Annotated in this window: 6 protein-coding genes; all 6 read right to left on the reverse strand. The window is 68.9% G+C overall.

Annotated features, from left to right (window positions below; all coding sequences use genetic code 11):
• Positions 1-53 precede the first annotated feature (53 nt).
• The 6 genes from WME76_RS32220 to corA all read right to left on the reverse strand — a co-directional run bounded on the left by WME76_RS32220 (position 54) and on the right by corA (position 16882).
• Positions 54-512 (reverse strand): DUF6896 domain-containing protein, encoded by a 459-nt coding sequence (locus WME76_RS32220; protein ID WP_437956072.1) that lies wholly within the window; start codon positions 510-512, stop codon positions 54-56.
• Positions 513-11993, reverse strand: coding sequence for a SpvB/TcaC N-terminal domain-containing protein (locus tag WME76_RS32225; protein ID WP_437956073.1), 11481 nt, complete (start codon positions 11991-11993; stop codon positions 513-515).
• A 129-nt stretch (positions 11994-12122) separates the two neighbouring features.
• Positions 12123-12377 (reverse strand): hypothetical protein, encoded by a 255-nt coding sequence (locus WME76_RS32230; protein WP_437956074.1) that lies wholly within the window; start codon positions 12375-12377, stop codon positions 12123-12125.
• A 731-nt stretch (positions 12378-13108) separates the two neighbouring features.
• Positions 13109-14179, reverse strand: coding sequence for a PEGA domain-containing protein (locus WME76_RS32235; RefSeq protein WP_437956075.1), 1071 nt, complete (start codon positions 14177-14179; stop codon positions 13109-13111).
• Positions 14180-14336: 157 nt separating this feature from the next.
• Positions 14337-15413 carry a PHP domain-containing protein gene (locus WME76_RS32240; protein WP_437956076.1) on the reverse strand — a complete coding sequence of 359 codons (1077 nt, stop codon included), beginning with the start codon at positions 15411-15413 and terminating at the stop codon, positions 14337-14339.
• A 266-nt stretch (positions 15414-15679) separates the two neighbouring features.
• The gene (gene corA / locus WME76_RS32245; RefSeq protein ID WP_437956077.1) at positions 15680-16882 is read right to left on the reverse strand and encodes a magnesium/cobalt transporter CorA; all 1203 of its coding nucleotides are present in this window, start codon (positions 16880-16882) and stop codon (positions 15680-15682) included.
• Positions 16883-16937 lie beyond the last annotated feature (55 nt).

Consider the following 16937-nt stretch of genomic DNA (forward strand, 5'->3'; position numbering starts at 1 on the left):
CGCGCTTCGGCTCTTCGGCCAAGTAGTCGGGGAAGGGAAAGCCTGAGATCGATTCAGCTCTTGGACACAGGTGATTCCTGCGCTAACTCGAACAGCCGGTGAGCGAAGCGCCCCGATGAGACGACATGTCGCAGCAGACCACTCCGCGCCATTTGGTCCATCAATTTGTCCATTTCACGCTTGGCAACGGTATACTCGATAGCTTCAAAATGCACGGACGCAACCCCGACTGACTCTAAGTACTCAAATAGCCTCCCACCATCGATACCTTCAGGATATTCGTCCATGGCGACATGCGCATTTACCCGAGTACCCTCCGAACTGACGAACGTAACCCCTGCCCCGTGACGCTGGTGCGACCACGATGCGCCGGCTTCCATCAGATATCCGTTGGAGATATCGAGAAATCTCTCCCGATCCTTCGGTCGATACTTATCAAGAAATTTCCGCACCAACCGTCCTTGGAGCGACGCAAACTGCTTAACAAGGTACTCCGCGTTGTTCTCTGCCACTCAAAACCCCTTATCGTCCAGAGTAGACGCCCAACCTCGAAACAAGTCCTGTGCCTCCTCAGGCGAATGGGGGGATCGAACGTTGACAGGAACCTCCGTGAGCTTCTTCTTGATAGCCGCGGCTTGCCGATGATGGCCGTCTACGATGTAGAGCGCTCCATCACTTTCAACCGCATCGATTGGATCGAACGGACCAAATCCTTTATCGCCACCCATATGCTTGCTCATCTTCTCGGCCTGACTCTTGCTGGATAGCTGCTCTGTCGGGCGGAGGGCGCGCGGATTCACCTTTCGAGCTTCAGTTCCTCCACCTGCACCTCCCCCACCGCACGGTTGGGTGTTGTGGCTCAGGACGCGGAGCTCGGAGACGAAGTACTCATGCTCGGACTCGACCTCCAGGTTGAAGACGCGCTGCGCACCCGGTAGCACATCCACGCCGGAGACCGCAAGCGTGCCCGTGGCGGCCCTGACATGCTCGCCTGTCTGCAGGTTGTCCGCCCTCACCCAGTCGCCGCGATCGACCGAGTAGAACCGGTGCGATGACGTCGCCTCGACGACCTCGCCCTCTCCGCTGAAGCGAAGGCGCACGACGTCGCTCGCCGTCTGGTTGATCGTGCTGAGCACGACCCGACCAGGCCCGGCCGCGATCTGCGGGGCCGGACCGATGCGCTTTACCAGCGCCTCGCCGGCCAGCGAGATCTCCTCGTACGCCAGCCAGACCGTCCGCCCCACCGCAACCCCGTTCGCCGCGAGCCACGACGGCGGCCTGAGCAGCCGGATCTCGATGGCATTGCTCGCCCCCGCCGGGCTCGGCATCTCGAGCTCGACCAGCTGCCAGCTCTCGTCGACGAGCGTCTCGCTCCGGCCGTCCGAGGTGAGCACCCGGTCGCCCACCGACACGGTCTCGATCGGCACCAGCCCCGACGAGGTCGCCACCTCCGTACCGGCGACGAAGCACAGCCCAGGAGCGCTGCACATGCTGCCGACGCAGTTATCGGCCTGCTTGCCGAGATCGGCGACATCGTCCATGCGCCGGCCGGCGTCCGCGACCTCGTCACCGTGCTTGGCGGCGAACCTGGCCGCGTCCGCGCCCGTGTCGACGGCCTTGCGCATGTCGTTCAGCTTGTCGGCGCCTCGGACTGCCTTCAGCGCGGCGCCCGCACCGCCGGGCACCACCGGAAGCGCCAGCGCCAGCGCGTCGAGGGCCACACCGCCGGCGTCGAGCGCGGCGCTCCCCCAGTTGCCCTTCTGCACGTTGTCGACCAGCGACACCACGCCCATCCCCAGGCTGACCGCGTCCCATGCCGACTCGATCCACTGCCCGTTCGGATCGACATAGTTCGTCGGGTTGTTGCCCGTGTACGCGTACAGGCTGAGGTTCACCGGCGCGTAGACCCCGAGCGCGGGCTGCCCGCTGAAGTACTGCGCCACCATCGGATCCGGGCTCAGCCACTGGCTCTGGCGACCGTCGTAGTAGCGCGCGCCGAAGTAGTGGAGGCCGGTGCCGATATCGAGCTCCTTGCCGCTGAACGTGTAGCGGCGGGCCAGCTCGTAGCGGGAATCGGTCTCGTCGCGCCAGAGCTCGCCGCTCGGGAAGTACTCGTTGTGCTGGATCAGCGTCTGCTCTTCGTTGCTCGAGTACTGCGTGCTCCTGAGGTGGTCGGTGTGGAAGTACAGCGTCGGCGGGTGGTTCAGCCAGGCGCTGTCCATCTTGGACGCGAGCTGCGTCCCACCCGCGTACACGTGCTTGGTGAGGTAGCGGCCGTCGCGGATCGTGAGGTCCTGGCTGATGTACGCTGTCTCTTCCTGGCCCACGACGTCGTGCTTCGAGACCGCGCGCTGCCCCTCTCCATCGTAGAGGTTCTTCGAGCGGGTCTGGTTGAAGAGCTTGATCTCGCTCGCGAGGTTCTCCTCGTTCCAGATGATCTCGCGGGTGGCGCCGCGGAAGGCCCATGTCCGCTGATTGCCGCTCGCGTCGTACTGGTAAACGCGATCGTCGCGCTGCGTCTCCACATGGAGCTTCTCGGAGGTCTTCGTGACCGCGTGAGGCCGGGGCCCCGCGTAGGTGTAGATCGCGTCGTACGTCTGCTCGGGGATGCCGTGGTCGTCTCGCCACCCGTCAACCTGGCCATCCTCTCCATCACGCGGAGAGGAGTCCGGCACCTGCCGCAAGCTCTTGTTCGTCTTCCTGGTGATGTTGTGGATGTCGCTGTACTCGAACGCCTGCGTGTAGCGATACCTCTCATGGGTCCTGGCTTGCACCACGCCGGCCGCCTGCGTCAGGCGGTCCAGCGCGTCGTACTGGTACGTGTGCTTCAGGTTGCCGACGAGCACGCTGCCGTTCATCTGGTTGTCGAACGGCGCGTCGTTCCGCAGCTCGGTCACGTTCCCGGCATGGTCGTACGTGTAGTCGAGCCGCTGGAACGGCCTCGCCGGCTTGTTCTGCTGGCGCAGGAACGGGTCGCGATGGTCCGCGTTGACGTTGGCCAGCCTGCGCGTGCGCGGCTTGTACTGGTACGTCGTCTCGATGAAGTTGCCCGCGATGAGCCGCACCCTCTGCCCGAACTCGTCGTAGCCGATGTGCGCGAGGTAGATCGTGTTCGGCGACTCGTCGGGGTGCTGCTCGTTGATCTCCGTGTTCAACCCGAGGATGCTCTTCAGGTTGCCGCCGGCGTCGTAGCTGTAGCTGATCACCTCGCGGCTCGGATCGCCGAGCGGCATCTGGTCGGGGTTGGTCCCGACCCGCAGGTCCGGGAAGAGGATGCGGAGCACCCGGCCGAACGAGTCGAACCGATGCTCGACCTGGTAGCGGTAGGGACCGCGGTGCGGCTCCCGCAGCCGCGGGAACGTCGCCTGGAGCTGGACCCTGTTGCCGTGCCGATCGTAGCGGAACGTGCGCTCGCCGGCCTCGCTGGTCTCCGTCATGACGCGGCCGGCGACGTTTCCGTTCGCGTCCCCCGCGAGCGACGGACCACCGTAGGTGTAGACCCGCGGCGTGCTCGTCGGATAGGTGACCTGCCGCAGGCGATTGTAGTCGTACTGGTAGGTGATGCGCTGCGACGACGCCCGCAGCTTCGCTGTCTGCTTCTCCCGCAGGTTGCCGACCCGATCGTACTCCCACTCGATGAGCCCGGCGTCAGGGCTGTTCAGGCTCACCATGCGCCCGAGCGTGTCGAACGTCGCGGTCGTGACGTTGCCATGAGCGTCCTCGACCTCGAGCAGGTCGCTCACCGGGTTGTAGCGGTACCGGGTGACGATCGGCGTGCCATCCGCTGGATTTGCGCGCTCGATCATCTCGACGACGCGATCCGTGACGTCACGGTGCTGGATGGTCATCCCGCTGTCGGGCTCCGTGACCGTGGTGCGGAAGCGCAGGACTCCCTCCTGGTCCAGCCCGAAGCCGTAGGTCATCTCGGTCTCGACGAAGCTCAGACCGATGTCCTCCGGATCGGCGGGCGTCGTCAGCTTGGTCACGCGCCCGAGGGCGTCGTACTCCCACGTCGTGACGAGTTCGTCCGAGTCCGATACGTCCACCAGGGCGGTGGCGGCCTCCGTGCTGAAGACGGGCTGGCCCTGCGCCTCCCGGCGCCCGCGCTCGTCGAACTGGATATAGCCGCTGACCATCATACCGACCTCGGTGTGGTCGCCGAAGTCCTTCTCCAGATCTTTCTTCGTCTGAATGACGCGATCGAAGCCGTCGATGAAGGTGACCGTCTCGACGTAGTCGTGGAGCTGGGGCGGGGTCGTGGGCGCGTTCCGGGAGACGTCCTTGTGGCCCATGATCGCCCAGAACGGCGCGGCAGGAGCCCCCGGCTGCAGCCCGTACACGGCGCGCAGCGTGGGGACCACGCCCTCCTGCGCGACGGGATCCTCCACGAAGTCGTTCGGCCCCCACACCGCGATCAGGCGGCCGAAGGCGTCGTACTTGTACCTCGTGCCGTGGCCGTTCAGGTCGGTCGTGGTCTCGACAGCACCGAACAGGTAGTTCGGGCTGCTCTCGGACGTGTAGCCGAACGAATCGGTGATGCTCGTCCGGTAGATCCCCGTGGCGTCGTGGAGGTAGGTGAGCGCGTAGTCGTTCGGATCAGTCAATTGGTGGATGTTGCCGAACTCATCCCGCTCGATCGTGACCGTGCTCGCGGCGTCGTTGTACGTCGCGTTGGATCCCGGAACGCCGCCCCCCGTGATGTGATGGCTGAACGTCTCGAGCGCGCCGGTCGTGGGGTGGTAGGTGGCCCGCCGGTCCCGCAGCACGGCGCCTGACGCGCTTCCGCTGCGCGCCACCACCCGGTCCGGCTGCGCGAGGTACAGCTCGCTCGGGCTCGAATAGCTGAAGCCGCGCGTGTCGTACTCGACCTTGTAGAACAGGTCGTCCGCGGTGCCCTCGTCGGCGCTCACGAAGAGCGTATCGAGGCCGCCGTGGTCGAAGCTCCAGGTCCGCTGCTCCGCCGTGGACTTCTGCGCCGTCGCCTCTCCCTCGAACCACTCCGTCGTGCGGTGCGTCTCCGCGGGGAAGAACGAGCCGACGATGGGATCCGGCTTTGCCTGCACGCTCGCACCGCCGGGCGTCGGGTCTTCGTACGTGAACGTCTGGCGCGTGTAGGGGACGAGATCGCCGCCCGGCGTGAAGCCGCGCTCGATCGTCTGATGGACCAGCCCACGACGGTAGTAGTCCTGGTTGAAGTACTGCGTCTCGATCTGCGAGCCGTCGCCCGAGCCGTCCACCCACTCGCCCTCGCTGTCCTTCACCCCGCGCGTCAGGGTGACGATCGACGAGCCGTAGTCCTCGCGCTCGAGGCGATCGTACTTGCCCGTCTGCGCGCGGGCGGCTCCGCCCGCCGGGGCCGTGTAGTCCAGGGTCTGACCGAGGGTCTGGCCACGGCCGTCCATCGAGACGACCGAGACGAGGGCGTAGCTGTTGCCCGGCAGGTCGACGCTCGGCTCCGCCTCGTCGCCGACCTCGTTGCCATACCGCTCGTAATCGAGCTCGAACCTGCCGTCGAAGGGGCGATTGACGGCCTTGAGGAGGTTGGCCCTCCCGAGCTGGTTCAGCTTGACGTGGACCTGGGCCTGGCCGTCGACCTTGGCGACGTGATCGACCAGCCCGTCGCCGTTCACGTCACGCCAGGCCACGTCGCTTCCGCCTGCAGTGTCGTTGTAGAAGCCGTAGACGCTGCCGCAGACGAAGAAGTAGCATATCTCGGCGTCGAAGGTCGCGCTGTAGTCGCGCGAGCTGGAGAAGGTCAGCGCCTCCTGCTTGCGCTTGGTGGTGTCGAACGTCTTCAGGATGTCCGAACCGACGGTGGCGAATGCATCCTCCACGTCGCTCGGCCACGGCGGAAGATCCCACGTCTGCTCCGCGTCGAAGCGATCGCCCAGGTTCAGCTTGACCCGGAGCTGCGGGTCATACGGCAGCCGGCTGACGTGATCGAGCAGGCCATCGCCGTTGACGTCGATGAAGTCCACCGCCTGGCGGTTGATGCTGTAGACGTACCCCGCGCCGACGTGCCCGCCGCCCCCGAAGACGCCCACGCTGAACGACGCGCCGACCGAGACGCCCGCGCTGAGCGAGCCGGTGTCCTCGTAGCGCGCCGCGTTCGGACCGGTCTCGACGTCCATCACGTTGATGGCATTCAGCACGTCCTCGCGGAGGCCGATGCCGCTGGCGCTCCAGTCCGGATTCGGCCACTCGATCGGCGCCGTCAGGCCGTACCCGGTGTTGAGGCGCACGACGGGGTTCCCGCCTTCGGGGCTGAAGGATACGCGGTCCGGCAGGCCGTCATGGTTGATGTCGAGCAGCTCCGTCTTCCCGGAGCTCACCGCGTAGTCGAGCCCGACGGAGAAGCTCGTGGACATGACCGCGCGCGTCCGGCCGCGCGTGTCCGTGTCCGGGACCGCCTGGTCCTTCTCGTCGCTGCCGCCGAGCGACATGCTCGCCTTGAAGCGCATGCTCTCCTGGTCGACCTCGCGGAACTCGTCGAAGTCGACCGCGCGCTTGGAGGTGAAGCCGCCGCCGGTGTTGAACAGGACGCCGTTGCGCGTCACCAGGTCGGGCAGGTTGTCCCCGTTCATGTCGAGGAAGTCGACCTCACCCGTGGTGTCGGCCGCGCCGATCCCCACGCCGACGTTGAAAGCGTTGGCGTCCAGGCCGTAGCTCCACGTGTCGGACAGCCGCAGCGCCTCGATGCCCCCGCTCCCCGAGAAGCCGCGGCCTGCCTTCGTGCGGCCGGGCGAGAACAGACCGCGCCCCACGAAGCTGCCCTGACCACGCGTGCTGTACACGGGACCAGCGCCGCCAGCCATCCCCGCGCGGGAGATGGTCGCGAAGAAGAAGGGCGCCGTGTCGCTGCTCACGTTCGCGTGCTGGATCGCCGCTTCGCTGAAGGTCTGGTCGCCGCGATGGTCCCCGAACGACCACCGGTGATATCCGCCCGCCATCATGTCGTGCGTGGGCGCCGGCGCCTCGGTGTCGCCGAAGTTCGGATCCAGCCAGCGGACGTTGACGGGCGCGAGGTCCCCTCCGGTCGAGGGATCCCAGTACACCTGGCCATCGCCGGGCGTCGCGCCGACGCGCGTGAGGGGCGATCGGGAGATCAGGGTGAAGTAGATGGGCTCACCCGGGGTGATGCCGACCGGAGCGGGGAACGTGGCGGGGCCGGTCGCCGTGGGGCCGAGGCACGCCTTCGAGAAGAGCTTGTTGACGCCCTGCACGAGGGCGCACACAGGGTGGCTCGTGAAGCCCTTCATGAAGGTGCCCGCGCTGGTCGAGCTCTCCGCCGTCACCGGCGTCGTCGGCGCGCCGGCCTGCCACATGAAGACGGCGATGTTCACCTCCGGCTGCTGCACGATGAAGCTCACGGGCACCGGATCTTCCGGCGTCGGATCGTTCTCGATCTCGCAGACGATCGTCTCCGGATCTTCGTCGGAGGGACCGCACCCGAGCACGGCCCCTTCCACGTAAGCCTCGGCCTCCGGGTCCGGCCGGCTGTAGCGCGTGTACTCGACGACCGGCTCCCAGCCCACCCGCTCGGGATCCACCGGCGAGTCCGACTTCAGCTCGAAGTAGAGCAAGTCGCCCGACTCGACGCGGACGCCGGTCGCGGTGACCTGATACGGCCCTTCGAAGCCGGCGGCCAGGTCGGTGCTCTTCACGAGCTGCGCCGCAGCCCACGTGGTCGCAGTGGACGGTACCTTGTAGACGTTGAGCTGGACGTCATCGGAGGTCGAGAGCTTGGTCCCGCCTCCGACCACGCTGACCTCGCCCGGCGCGTTCGGGATCCAGGGCCGCTTTGGCATGCCCACCAGGCGGAAATCGTCGGCCAGCGACGTGCGGTAGACGAACGCGCCGTACACCTCACGGTCGTCGACGCGGCTGGCCGGGATGCCCTGGTACGCGATCTCGGGAGACCACTGCACGAGGTCCTTGCGCGGGTCGTCGACCGCGCTCACGCGGAAGTAGAGGTCGTCCCCGACGCTGATCGGCTCCTGGAGCGGCGTGGCGCCGTTGCAGGTGTTGCCCGCGGTGGGCACGCACGGCGCCAGATCGCCCCCGGCGAACGTCCGGGTCCAGATCGGCGGGAGCGCGTCGTTCTTGAGGATGGAGACGGTGACCCCGTCGCCGCCCGCCGCGCCCTTCTGGATGGCGCCGCCGATCTGCACCGTGCCGGCGAACGGCGCCTTCCAGCGCGCCAGCGGGTCGACGAGGAAGAAGCTGCTCTTCTGGTTCTCCAGGCGGTCGGCGTTCGCGAACGCGATCATCGACTCGTCGTACGCGCCGAACGTCTCCGCTTCTCCGAAACAGTCCTTCGCGCCCTTGCGGACCTTGATGGCGCCGTCGCTCACCCACACCTGATCGACGAAGCCGTCGCCGTTGATGTCGGAGAGGATGTGGCGATCCTCGGCTTCCGTGTGGGCGAGGCTACCGCCGAGGCCGAGAGCGCCGCCGAGCACGGAGATCCCCGCTCCGGCAGTCCAGCCGCCGGTGCTCGTGTATCCGAGCGAGTTCTCTCCGACGCCTGGGATGCTCTTGTAGCTCAGGTGATCGAAGGGGGGCAGGAGGCGAGGCGCCGTGTTGACGCTGCTGCTCGGGCCGCTGAGGAGGTCGAGCATCCCGTCGCCGCTGACATCCAGCAGCGAGCGGCGCACGCGGCTGTGCCCGCTGGAGCCGCCGAGGCTCGCGCTCGCGGAGATGACCGGGGTCTTCACGCCGATGCCGCCGCCGCCGCCGAAGCTCGAGCCCTTCGTCCGGGAGAGCCCGAAGTCCGTGCTCAGGCCCGAGCTCGACTTGAGCGTGCCCCACACCTCAGGCTCCGCGAAGGGGTCCTGTGGCGGCTCCTCGTACTCGAAGTCGTGCTTGTACAGCTCGGTGCCGTCGGTGCCGAGCGAGCCGACCTCCTCCAGCAGCGTCTTCTGGAAGGCGCCGAGCTTGTAGCGGAGGTCGTAGCTGCGGATGATCGTGTCGCCGAAGCCGACCTCGACGCTCTCCAGGCGGCGCGACGTCTTGATCGGGAAGCCGGCCCGCGCGTCGACGGTGCGGTCGGGCCGGGTCTCGGCGGCGTCGAGCACGAAGCTCACGTTGTACGTCCCGTCGCAGTCGACCTCATCCTCGGAGGCGATGGCGCCGTAGCAGATCTTCTTCGGATAGACCTGCGGCATCGAGACGCCGGACATCGTCTGCTCGTCGTGGAAGTACTTGAACACGATCCGATTCCCGAACCGGTCCTCGGCGTACTCCAGGTTCCACTTGAAGACGCGGCTGGCGTCGCTGGGGTCGGCGAGGCGCGCGTTCGCTGTCTTGCCGTAGACCGACTTCACCCCGTTCTTGTCGGTCACCTCCCAGTAAACGATCCCCGGTTCGCCGGTCGGCAACTGCAGGATGCGCTGGAACGCGCCCTCGACGCGGCGCTCATACCGCGTGCCGCCGGCGGCGGGGCCCACGGCGGTCAGCTGGGCGCCGTCGAGCGCGTAGCGCACCGAGCCCGCGACGGAGCCCGGGTGATCATTCTGGATCCTGGTACCATCGTAGTCGGGGACGCCGAAGCGCGTGTCGTGCTGGATGCTCGAGATCTCGAGGTCCCAGCCGACGCCGAGCCAGCCGTTGCCACGGGCGCTCGAGTACGTGAGCGCCAGATCGGGCTCGAGGCCGTTGCGGCCCGGCGGCACGCGCAGCGGGTAGCCGAGGTTCGCCGTGCGCTGCGGGTTCGCGCTCGGCGGCTCGATCAGGTCCACGCCGGCCGAGGGGCTGCCGAGCTCGATGCCGTTCATCTCATCGGGCAGCGTGTTCTTCGGACCCGGCGCGTCCGGCGCCGGGAGCGTGGCGTTCATGAACTCGGTGAAGTGGTCGGTCTCGCTCACCATCACGCCGCCGCTGGCGTCCGCCACCTTGGGGATCGCGCGCCACAGGCCGAACGGCACGTCGAAGTAGAGGGTCGAGATGCTCTGCATCGTCGCCGCAGGCGGCATGCCCTCCCGGTCGAACGGCAGCGTGAGCCGCACGGGCCGCTTGAAGCGCAGCCCCGCCGGGCCGAAGCGGAAGCTGCCGCTGCCCGGCACCACGTTGACGAGCCCGCTCCCGGGGGGCGAGGCCTGATCGCGCGTCAGGGGTCGAATCGTGATGCGCACCGGCTCCGAGACAGCCCCCGCCGGGATCTCGAGCGTCGCGCCGGCGTGGTGCAGTGTCTTCGCTTCATCGGGCGTGACCCACGCGCCATAGGGCGCACCCACGTCGGGCGTGAGGCCGTCTGGCGCGGCCGCGAGCGCGCCCTTGTCCAGGCACGGCCCGAGCTCGACCTGGCGAGCGACGGTGGAGCCATCCGCGAGGGCGGCGCGCAGCTGAACCGACCACGCGGCCCCTCCCCGCGCCTCGGGGACGCTGAGCTCGAAGGCCCCGTCGCCGCTTAGCTCGTCGGGTGTGAGGGCGCGGCCATCGACGCTGACGCCCGTCACCGCGGCGCCCGCGCCGTGCACGAAGCCCCGGACGTAGGCTCGCCCCTGCTCGCACTCGCCGTGCAGCGGGTAGGCAATGCGGAGCTCCGGACGCGCCTGCGCCGGCAAGGCGCTCGCGGCCACGCGCAGATCCCCGATCGGCGAGGATTTCTCCTTGCCGCCGTGCAGCGAGAAGCGAACCGCGTCGAGCGTCGCGAACACACCTGCCGCGTCCCATTGATGCCAGCCGGGCGAGAGGCCTCGAAGCGGGATCTCGAGGCGCTCTTTCCCTCCTCCCGCGATGGCGACCAGCTTGCCGTCCGACGGCTCGGTCAGGCGGAAGCCGAGCGTGTGGGGGGCCGAGGGATCGGCGAACGCGGCCGTCCCGAGCTGGGTCGCCTGCGCCGAGGGCGCGCGGCCTGCGATGCTCGACAGCGCGGCGGGGGAGACCGCAGCGTAGCTGCCGCCGTGCGGGATGCCGACCACGCGCACGTGGCTCACGCCGTAGCTCGACGCGGAGCCGTGCTCGACGGAGCTCCGCGGCGCCCCGAACGCCACCTGATTCACGCCCTGCTTGAGCCACGCGGGGTTGATCTCCTCGACCTGCAGACCGGACCTGGCGCTGGCCGGCGGGAGCGCCGCCGACGCGCGCTCGGCCGCTCCGTTGATGCTGCGCGGCACCCCGCTCCAGTGCGACACGCCCTCGAGCTCGTAGACCAGGAACGCGCGCGACAGCGACCGCGGCTCGGCGAAGACGTCGACATCGAACGTTTGCGCGCCTTTACCGACCTCGCCGATTCGCGCCGTGGCGCGATCCGAAGAGAAGACGAGCGCACCCGGGAAGCCGTTGCTCGTCACCCGATCGGCCCACTGCGCTTCCGGCAGCACGCCCACCGGATCGCGGGCGCCCCAGAACGCGAGCTCCGCGAGACCGGACTCATCCCCGGGGAGCCACTCGACGAGCGCCCGCTCGGCCAGGACGGGCAGCGGCATGCGCAGCGGGGCGAGGGCGCCCGACAGCTCCAGCGGGCGCTGCTCCACGCCCTCGAGGACGCGCTCGCCCCCCGCGCCATCCACGGTGATGGTCAGTGCGCCCCGGGTCCACCCGAAGCCGCTGACCTGGTGGATCCAGGTGGGCTCGGCGAAGCGGACCTCCACGCGAATCGGGGCTCCCGAGGGCGAGGACAGCGTCGTCCGCGCGTCGCCGTCGAAGAGCGACCAGGCTGCGCTCGGATCCGAGTTTGAAGGGGCGTTGAGCCACTGCGCCGAGGCCACCGCCGCGACGGTCGTCGCGTCGCCCGAATCCGGGAGCGCCGTCGCCGCATCCCGCGCCACGCTCTCCGGCGCCGCAGCGCCAGACAAGCCAGCCTTCGCGGACTCGATCTCGCGCAGCGCCTCGTCGAGCGGGAGGCTGGGCTCCGCCGCGCTCGCCTTCGCGCTCGGCGCTCGCGACGATGTCGCGGCCAGCGCGGCGATCGGCCCCGCGAGCCCCAGCGCCTGGATCAAAACGAACGACGTGGTCCAAGCCCTCTTGGATCGACCGATGACATTCAGCATGGTGCGCTTCCTCGCAGCTCGCTGGTCAGCTGCTCACTCCCATCACAGACGAATCGAATCTTCCCTGCGCCGCGCCCTCGAAGGCCGCGTAACCGCCCCTCGCGCGCTCCAATCGTCGGTCCCATGGCGTCACAGCCCGCCGGTCCAGGTGCAGGTCTGAAACTCTCCCCGCGCGGTGGTGATGGCCTGCCGGCACACGTGCGCCAGCGCTTGCTTCTTGAAGGGGCTTTCGGCCAGCGTCTTCCACGCGGTCCGCTGGCGGCGGATGCCGTTCTGCTGCTGGGTGAACTGGTGCGACGGCAACGTCGCCTGCATGCACACCTCGTATTGATCGAGGTAGCTGTCGCACTCCGTGACGCCGGTGCTGCCGTCGTTGGCGGTCAACGAATTCGACGCTCTGCCGGCCCCCGGCGAAGCGCCGTCCTCGCATGCGAGGAGCAACCAACAGAGGACGCCCAGCCACGAGGCGCTGCGCAGCGGCGCGCTCGGAAGCCAGCTGGAGCCCGCAATCTTCCGCCGAACCGGCGGCCGCACGCACGTCGCCGCCGCCGCACCGCGCCCCTGGGCGCTGCTGCCATGTTGCTGCATGTCGCTTCCTTCCCGAATCGTCCCGGTCAGGGACCCATGCCTAGAGCCAAAGGGCTCTGACACCCCGCCGCGTCACAGCGCGCAGGAGTCTCCGGGCGGCGTTACCCACCGCCCCGGAACCACAGCGGCACATGTAAGCACCGAGACAAGCAAACCGTCCAGAGTCACTCGTGCTTACAGCAAGAATCTGTCGACCGCTTCAAGCTCCCAATGCATGTGCTTGCGGACGGACCAGCGGGCCAGACTGTCTGCCGGCGCTCCGGTGCTTGCTTCAACCGGAATCCATCTGCGCCAAAGCAGGCGGGCGTTTGCCCGGCGCCGGCGCGCGCGAACGAAGTGGATTCGCCGGGCGTCGGTGCGCGCGAACGGTGGATAGCGTGGCGACGCGGGCAGGGTCGACCGCCGCGACGGGAGCGGCGAGCTTCCGTGCGAGATCGACTATCGACGTTCGTGTCAAGGTCGCGGCCCGGCTCACGACGACCTCCGGCGCGCAGCGGGCCAGCGTCGCTACACCAGGACGTGCCTTGTCACCACGTGCCCTGAAGGAAGACCCCTGCCCGCTCTGCCGTCATCACCGGCACGATACGGACGCCCTGGCGCGCCGGCTCGCTCGCCAGATACGACAGATCCGTGAGGAACGCGGCCGCCGTCACGGCCGCGAAGACGCCGCCCGCCACCAGCGTCCCCACCCCGAGCTCGCGGAACAGGTCCCGCGCCTCGGCCGTGTCGCGGAGCTCGGCGCAGGCCGGCGGCGCGCCCGCCCCCCCACACGCGGACGGGTCCCACCCCCCGCGGCGGAGCGAGGCCTCCTGCGCGGCGAGGTCGTCGCGGAGGACGCCGGACCGCAGGAGGAAGACCGTGCCGGCCGCCACCGTCGCCGTCGTCAGCGCCACCCCGCCGATGCGCAGCTCCGCCAGCGGGAAGGTCGACCCGGCCGGAGGCGCAGCCGGAGCCGCCGAGAGCGGCGCCGCAGGGGCCGCCTCCGGCGCGCGCGCGACGCGCTCCGGAAGGCGCCGCAGCTTGAGGACGATCGGGTGCGTCAGGCCAGCCTCGGCAGTGAACGAGCTCACCGCCTCCTCGTGCCCCTCGAGCCGCGCCCGCGCCGTGTGCTCCCCCGGCTCCACGAACGCCTCGTGGACCGGCTCCGGCGGGTAGAGCGCCTGCCCGTCGATCAGGACCTCGGCGCCCGGCGGATTGGTCGTCACGTAGACCGTCGCCACGCGCTTCGCGGCGCGCTGCAGGCCATCATCGACCCGGTCGCGGAGCCATCCGCTGATCACGCCCCGGTGCTCGAGGCACTGCGCCAGGTGGCTCGCCGCGTCCCGATGCCGCCCCAGCGCGAGCTCGACCAGCCCGAGCTCCCCGGCGATCGTCGCCCGCTCGGCGTCGGTCGTCCACGCCGCCTGCGCCGCCTCCAGCGCCCGCTCGTAGGTCGCCGCGGCCGCCACCAGCCGCCCCGCCGCCTGCGCCTGCCTGGCGCGGCGCAGCAGCCCCGCCGTCATCGACGCCGCGCGCGCGTCCGGATCGGCGTAGGGCTCGTCCGCGCTCGCCTCATTCCCGACACCGGCGACGGACAGCGCGAGAGCGCATGGCAACATCCAGGAGATCAGGCGACGCACGCACTCTGAGATACTCGCTGCGGCGATCCCAAGTCAATTGGCAGCTTCGTCGCTCCACGGTCCCAGCGAGAGCCACTCTCGTGAGCGAATCGCTGCTGGAGACGTCGGCCCACCGCGGCGGTGAAGCGCCTCTCCCCTACTCCACCGCCGCGTACGCCTGCGTCCACGCCCGCTTCCCGTCCGGCCGCGTGATCCGCGCCCGCACGTACCGCTCTCCCCCGCGCAGCCGGTACGTCGCCCGCCCCGCCACGGGCCGCTGCTTCTCCAGCACGCGCCCGCCGGCCCCGATGAACTCGACCGTGGCGTCCGGCGCCTTCGGCCACACCGAGAACGCGTCGTCGGCGATCGCGATCCTCCGCAGCCTCGCGCCCGTCGACGCATAGAGCCGGCCCCAGGCGAGCGCGCTGCAGATCGCGGCGCTCGACACCTCGCGAGAGAACACCTCGATGAAGGCGCGGCCAGGCCCCGACGGCGGGGCGCTCGACCCGGGCACGAGCTGGTGCGTGTCGTCCACCGCGACCCCCGCGATCGCCCCACCGGCGGCCCCCCTCGCCGTCAGCACCGTATCCCACAGCGCCTCGTGCGACGGCCGCGTCGCGTCCCCGTCCGTGTGCACGTACGGGTGCCCGCTGTGGATCTCCAGCAGCTCCGCCCGAGGCGCCCCCAGGAGGTCGGCCGCCGAGAGCGCCCAGTCGAAATTCGGATGGTTGATCAGCGCCACGCCGCCCTCGGCCCGCACGCGCTCGATCGCCCACCGGAGCGCCTCGCCCTTGGTGGGGAAATTCCCGCCGCCGATCGTCCCCTGCGCGCAGAGCGCATTCACGTGCACAGGCCGCCCCTCCGCCGTCATCGTGATCTCCTCGCCCGGGATGACGACGAAATTCGATGACGCCTGGAGCCCCTGGAACATCGCAGGATCGACCCGATGGTTGTGGTCGGTCAGGGCCACGAACGCATACCCGTTCTGGCGGTACCAGCGGACGACCTCGCGCGGCTCGCTGTCACCGTCGCTCAGCGACGTGTGTGTGTGAATGTTCCCGCGCTGGAACACCGACACGTCGAGCGATTTCTCGAAGCGCAGGCGTCCCGACGGCCCTTCCAGGCCGGCGGCGGCGTCGGAGGCGGCGGAGAGGCTCCCCTTCCAGCAGGCGAAGCCGAGGAGCGCCGCTCCACCGACGAGCAGGCAAGCGATCCAGCGTTCGCGAATCCTCATCTCGATAACCGAGAGAGTATACCGCCGCCGGCGGGCGCGACCAATTCAATGCGACGCATTTCCGCGGGCGCGACGCGCGCGTCCCCTCCGGTGCGCCTTCCGTGGGACCCCTCCCCTCTCCACGCCTGCCCCGTCCATCCCCGCCGTCTTCTTCCGGCGCCGTTTCCGGCGCCGTCCACCTGCGAATCACCCCGCCGGCCCGCCGCGCCGCCCCCCGCGGCCTCGACGCAGCGCAGCGCCGGCGCGCCCCCTGCCGCTGCCGCAGGTCAGCGGCTGTCGCCGTCCTTCCCGAGCCAGCCCTTGCGGCGGTAGTACGTGAGCAGGCCGATGACGCTCGCCAGCATCAGGCACCAGACCAGCGGATAGCCGTAATACCAGTCGAGCTCCGGCATGTTGTACGGCGAGCTCTCGTGGTGGAAGTTCATCCCGTAGATGCCCGCGATGGCGGTGACCGGAAGGAAGATCGTCGAGATGATCGTGAGCACCTTCATGATCTCGTTCATCCGGTTCGACATCCCGGAAAGATGGAGATCCATGAGCCCCGAGCTCAGCTCGCGGTAGGTCTCGACCATGTCCATGAGCTGCACCGAGTGATCGTACGTGTCGCGCAGGTAAAGCCGCGTGTCCTTGGAGATCATCGGGTTGTCCTCGCGGAGCAGCGCGTTGACCAGGTCGCGCTGCGGCCAGATGGCGCGCCGCAGCGTGAGCAGGTCCCGCTTCAGGTCGTGGATCGGCTTCGACATCGAGCGCTTCGCGTCAATGACCTCGACCTCCAGATCCTCGATGCGCTCGCCGAGCCGCTCGAGCACCGGGAAGAAGCCGTCGACCACCGCGTCGAGCAGCGCGTACGCCAGGTAGTCGGCGCCCCGCTGCCGCACCGCGCTCCGGCCGACGCGGATGCGCTCCCGCACCACCTCGATCACGTCCCAGTCGGCCTCTTCCTGGACGGTCAGGACGAAGCTCTTGCCGACCAGGATCGCGAGCTGCTCGGTGCGCAGCTCGCAGCGCTCATTGACCTGCGCCATCCGCGAGATGATGAGGACGTGCTCGCCCCCGTAGACATCCGCCTTCGGCCGCTGGGGCACGTTGACCATGTCCTCCAGCGCGAGCGGGTGGACCTTGAAGATCTCGCCCAGCCGCTCGAAGGTCGGCTTGTGTCCGAGCCCTCGGACATCGACCCAGGTGATCGAGGGCCGATCGTCCGTGAGGTACGGGATGCACTCGTCCAGGGACTGGACCTCCTTCTCGGACACGATGTCGGCGTCGTAGTCGATGACGAAGATCTTCGGCCGCCGCGTGTCGTCGATGACGAGCGTTCCGGGCGGCGACGCCGGCGGCGGCTCGTGCATGAGCCGGTCGCGCCTGGGTCGCTGCGTCCGGTCGAGGTCGTCCCTCTCCTGCGCCCAGGAGGTGCGCAGCTGCGGCTCGCTGTCGCTCTGTGACTCGGGGGGTAGCGTGGTGCTCGTCACGGGGACGGGATGGTAGACCAAGATCCCGGGGCATCGAGCGCGCTCGATCCGGAAC

This window comes from Sorangium sp. So ce119, from assembly GCF_051524405.1.
Classification (GTDB): domain Bacteria; phylum Myxococcota_A; class Polyangia; order Polyangiales; family Polyangiaceae; genus Sorangium; species Sorangium cellulosum_G.

Excerpts from the sequence above, each read along its gene's own strand:
- WME76_RS32225 (WP_437956073.1), bottom strand. The coding sequence starts at position 11,993 with ATGCTGAATGTCATCGGTCGATCCAAGAGGGCTTGGACCACGTCGTTC.
- WME76_RS32235 (WP_437956075.1), bottom strand. The coding sequence starts at position 14,179 with ATGTTGCCATGCGCTCTCGCGCTGTCCGTCGCCGGTGTCGGGAATGAG.
- WME76_RS32240 (WP_437956076.1), bottom strand. The coding sequence starts at position 15,413 with ATGAGGATTCGCGAACGCTGGATCGCTTGCCTGCTCGTCGGTGGAGCG.